We start from the raw sequence: 4,437 nt of genomic DNA, 5'->3' as shown, positions 1-4,437 counted from the left end.
GGCGTGCAGCGCGTGCCGCAGGACTACATGAACGTGGCCCGCGTGCTCAACCTGTCCGAGTGGAAGATCATCACCAAGATCCTGTTTCCGTCGGTGCTGCCCTACATGCTGACCGGCGTGCGGCTGGCCGTGGGCACCGCCTGGCTGGTGATTGTGGCGGCCGAGATGCTGACCGGCGGCGTCGGCATCGGCTTCTGGGTCTGGGACGAGTGGAACAACCTGAACGTCATGAACATCATCATCGCCATTTTTGTCATCGGCATTGTCGGGCTGGCGCTGGAGTTTGCCCTGATCAAGCTGGCCACCGCCTTTACGTTTGAAGAAGTCAAGAACTGAGGAAGACCATCATGAACGCATCACTGACCACCAAGTACATCGAAATCCAGGGCGTCGAGCAAAGCTTCAAGACCAAAAAGGGGCCGTTCTGCGCGCTGCAGAACGTCAACCTGACGGTCGCCAAAGGCGAATTTGTGGCGCTGATCGGCCACTCGGGCTGCGGCAAATCGACCCTGCTGAACCTGCTGGCCGGACTGACCACGCCGACCCAGGGCACGCTGCTGTGCGCCAACCGCGAAATCGCCGGCCCCGGCCCGGAGCGCGCGGTGGTGTTTCAAAACCACTCGCTGCTGCCCTGGCTCACCTGCTTTGAGAACGTCTACCTGGCCGTCGAGCGCGTCTTTGCCGCCACCGAGAGCAAGGCCCAGCTGAAAGCCCGGGTCGACGCGGTGCTGGCCATGGTCGGCTTGACGGCCGCCAGCCAAAAGCGCCCCGGCGAAATCTCGGGCGGCATGAAGCAGCGTGTCGGCATTGCCCGGGCACTGTCGATGGAGCCCAAGGTGCTGCTGCTCGACGAGCCCTTCGGCGCGCTCGATGCGCTGACCCGCGCCAAGCTGCAGGACGAGCTGCTACAGATCGTGGCCAACACCCAGAGCACGGTGGTGATGGTGACGCACGATGTCGATGAAGCCGTGCTGCTCAGCGACAAGATCGTGATGATGACCAACGGCCCCAGCGCCACGATTGGCGAGGTGCTCAGCGTGGAGCTGCCGCGCCCGCGCAACCGGGTGGCGCTGGCTGAAAGCGCGCAGTACCTGCACTACCGCAAGGCGGTGATTGACTTTTTGTACACGCGCCAGGCGCATGTGGAAAAAGCCGCCTGAGCCCGTCGCAAGCGAAACATGCCCACAATTTATGCAGGGGTAATTTTCAAAAAATGTAATAAGTCGAAGTAAATATTACAGTCGAGTAATATTAGTAACTACTTAGTATTTTTATGAATCCAGAAGTTTTATCCAGCTACCAGTGGACCCTGGTGGCGCTCTCTTTCCTGATTTCGGTGGCCGGTGCCTTTGTCGCGCTCACGGCTGCAACCCGGATCCAGAGAACAAACACACACAGCACCTTCAACATCCTGACCGCAGGAATGGCGCTGGGCGGCGTGGGCGTCTGGGCCATGCATTTCGTGGGCATGCTGGCCCTCAAGCTCGACGTGGCAACCAGCTTTTCAATGATCGAAACCGGGATTTCGCTGGCTGTGGCGATCCTGGCAGCCGCGCTGGCGCTTGGTTTTGTGGCCAGGGCGCCCGACAGCCTGCCCCGCATGCTGGGCGCAGGACTGCTGCTGGGAACCAGCGTGGCATTCATGCACTACCTGGGCATGTATGGCATGAAATTCGGCGGCTTCATCCAGTGGAACTATGGGATCGTCGCCATCTCGCTGGTGATCGCAGTGGTGGCGTCCACCGCCGCTTTGTGGCTGGCCTTCAACACGGCCAGTCTCGCCCGGCGCTTCGCCGCGGCGGTGGTGATGGCGGTAGCCGTCTGCGCGATGCACTACACCGGCATGGCGGCAGCGGAGTTTGTCTGCACCACGCCGGCGCGCACCGCGCTTCCGCGGGGCTTTGGCTACATCAGCTCGTTCAACCTGCCCAGCATCGTCGTGATGGCCGCTTTCACCATGGTGGTTCTGATCGCCCTTGACCAGTTTCTCCAGCGCAGCCTGGTCACGCATTCGAACACCACCAAAATCCGCCGCTAATTACCGGGGGAAGCGCTGAACTAGCGCCGGCCGCCCAGCAGGCTGCCGCCCATCTTGAGCAAGTCGCCCATCCCGACCTGGCCATCGCCGTCCTGGTCGAGCAGGCTGCCCAGCAAACCGCCGCCCAGGCCACCCTGCTGCTGCACCCGCGCGCGTTCCTGACCCAGCGTCTGCCCCAAGCTTCCGGCATCCATGCCGCCGGCCTGCACACGCTGCGCCAGAAAGGCCATGACGATGGGTGCCAGCAGCGTGAGCAATTGGCCCGCGTTGCCGCCCAGTCCGGTGGCCTGGCCCAGGCCGGTTTCAGCACGCTGCTGGTTGCCACCAAAGATGTGTCCGAGGATGGCGGCGCCGTCGGGTGCGCTGGCGCCGCCAGCCCCGCTGCCTCCCAGCAGGGAGCCGAGCAAGCCGCCCACGTCAAAACCGCCGCCCGCGTTGTGGTCGCGCTGCAGCGCGCCCAACAGGGCATCAGCGCCCTGCGGCTCGGCCGCGTTCTGCCCCATCGCGCCCAGCATCAAGGGCAGCGCGGCCGCCACGGCCTGCTGGGTCTGTTCAGTGCCGGTGCCCAATTGCTGCGACAGCTGCTGCAGGGGGGCGCCCTGGAGTTGCGCCATCAAGTCATCGACAAGGGAGGAAGAAGAGGTCATGGTCAATCCTTTCGGGGGGTTAAGACAACTGACTGAGTCAAGCTTTCATGATAGCGCTGGCAAGCCCTGCGCAATCGCCCCGGTGCCATGCACAACATCAAGGCATACATGCACCACAGCGGTTCTTTGCAGCCCGCAAATCGCTATTTTTTTAATAGCTATTAGCGCCCATTCAGTATGGGTTATTGGCTTTTTTTATTTAAATTTCAAGTAACAAAAAGGATCTGGCACACCCTTTGCTTAACCCAGGTTGCGACCAATGCTGGCCGCATGAAGACCCGGTGCAATGGCGGATTGGATCTTCAGGACGATGGCGTCCCCACGGATGAGCAGGCTGAAAGGCTTTGCTACCCCGTGCGGACGCCTTTTTTGTTTTTGCGAACTGCCTACGGGGGTCATGATGAAGAAATCCAGACTGGTGATGATTGGTAACGGCATGGCCGGCGTGCGTGCGCTTGAAGAACTGCTGAAGATTGCGCCCGAGCTCTATGACATCACCGTGTTCGGTGCCGAGCCGCACCCCAACTACAACCGCATTTTGCTGTCGCCGGTGCTGGCCGGCGAGCAGACGCTCGAAGAGATCGTGCTGAACGACTGGTCCTGGTACACAGACAACCACATCACGCTGCACGCCGGCTGGACCGTGCTGGAGGTGGACCGCGTGCGCCGCGTGGTGCATGCCGTCAACGCCGCGGGTGAAACCATCAGCGCCGAATACGACCGGCTGGTTCTGGCCACCGGTTCCAACCCCTTCATGCTGCCGATTCCGGGCAAGGACCTCAAGGGCGTGCTCGCCTACCGCGACATTGCCGACACCCAGGCCATGATCGACGCGTCCGTTCTTTACAAGCACGCCGTCGTCATCGGCGGCGGCCTGCTAGGCCTGGAAGCGGCCAACGGCCTGATGAAGCGCGGCATGCAGGTCACCGTGGTCCATGTCGGCGACTGGCTGATGGAGCGCCAGCTGGACGATGTGGCGGGCAAGCTTCTGCAAAAGTCGCTGGCCGAGCGCGGTATGAAATTCCTGATTGGCGCGCACACCCAGGAGCTGGTCGGCGGCGAGGATGGCCGCGTCAAGGCTGTCAAGTTCAAGGACGGAACCGAAGTGCCCGCCGACCTGGTCTGCATGGCCGTCGGCATTCGACCCAACACCGCGCTGGCTGAAAAGATGCGCCTGCATGTACACCGCGGCATCGTCGTCAACGACACGCTGCAAACCACGACCGACGCCCGCATTTACGCCGTCGGTGAATGCGCGGCCCACCGCGGCATTGCCTACGGCCTGGTCGCGCCGCTGTTCGAGCAGGGCAAGGTGCTGGCCAACCACCTGGCGCAGTTCGGCATTGGCCGCTACACCGGCTCGCTGACCTCGACCAAGCTCAAAGTCACCGGCATCGACCTGTTCAGCGCCGGCGACTTCACGGGCGGCGAAGGGGCCGAGGAAATCATCATGAGCGACCCCTTCGGCGGGGTCTACAAAAAGCTGGTGATCAAGGACGACAAGCTGATTGGCGCCTGCCTGTATGGCGACACGGTGGACGGCAGCTATTACTTCAAGCTGCTGCGCGACGGCCGCAGCGTGGCAGGCATCCGCGACAAGCTGATGTTTGGCGAGTCCAACATTGGCGACGTGGGCCATGAAGGCCACAGCAAGGCCGCCAGCATGCTGGATACCGCCGAAGTCTGCGGCTGCAACGGCGTCAACAAAGGCACGATCTGCAAGGCCATCAAGGAAAAAGGCCTGTTCACGCT

General features: G+C 62.1%; 6 protein-coding genes. 4 read left to right on the top strand and 2 right to left on the bottom strand.

Annotation, left to right across the window (positions count from 1 at the left end; all coding sequences use genetic code 11):
* From IV091_RS12645 to IV091_RS12635, 3 genes are all read left to right on the top strand, one after another.
* On the top strand, positions 1-336 hold a 336-nt coding region (locus IV091_RS12645), incomplete at its 5' end, for an ABC transporter permease subunit (RefSeq protein ID WP_293469243.1).
* Between the two features lie 11 nt (positions 337-347).
* A complete protein-coding gene (locus IV091_RS12640) occupies positions 348-1,160 on the top strand; it encodes an ABC transporter ATP-binding protein (protein WP_293469241.1) in 813 nt (270 codons plus the stop codon).
* A 113-nt stretch (positions 1,161-1,273) separates the two neighbouring features.
* A complete protein-coding gene (locus IV091_RS12635; protein ID WP_293469239.1) occupies positions 1,274-2,038 on the top strand; it encodes an MHYT domain-containing protein in 765 nt (254 codons plus the stop codon).
* Positions 2,039-2,058: 20 nt separating this feature from the next.
* Here the strand turns inward: IV091_RS12635 and IV091_RS12630 are convergent, their stop codons facing one another.
* Both IV091_RS12630 and IV091_RS12625 read right to left on the bottom strand, forming a co-directional pair.
* Positions 2,059-2,685 carry a DUF937 domain-containing protein gene (locus IV091_RS12630; RefSeq protein ID WP_293469237.1) on the bottom strand — a complete coding sequence of 209 codons (627 nt, stop codon included), beginning with the start codon at positions 2,683-2,685 and terminating at the stop codon, positions 2,059-2,061.
* A gap of 240 nt (positions 2,686-2,925) precedes the next feature.
* Positions 2,926-3,084 carry a hypothetical protein gene (locus IV091_RS12625; protein ID WP_293469235.1) on the bottom strand — a complete coding sequence of 53 codons (159 nt, stop codon included), beginning with the start codon at positions 3,082-3,084 and terminating at the stop codon, positions 2,926-2,928.
* 1 nt (position 3,085) lies between these two features.
* Between IV091_RS12625 and IV091_RS12620 the strand changes: the two genes are divergently transcribed.
* Positions 3,086-4,437: FAD-dependent oxidoreductase (locus tag IV091_RS12620; RefSeq protein WP_293469233.1), on the top strand; the 1,352-nt coding region annotated here is incomplete at its 3' end.

The sequence above is a fragment of the Polaromonas sp. genome (assembly GCF_018780625.1).
Lineage (GTDB): Bacteria > Pseudomonadota > Gammaproteobacteria > Burkholderiales > Burkholderiaceae_C > Polaromonas.
The sequence above is the reverse complement of the archived record's forward strand: the minus strand, read 5'-3'. Positions and strand labels throughout refer to the sequence as shown.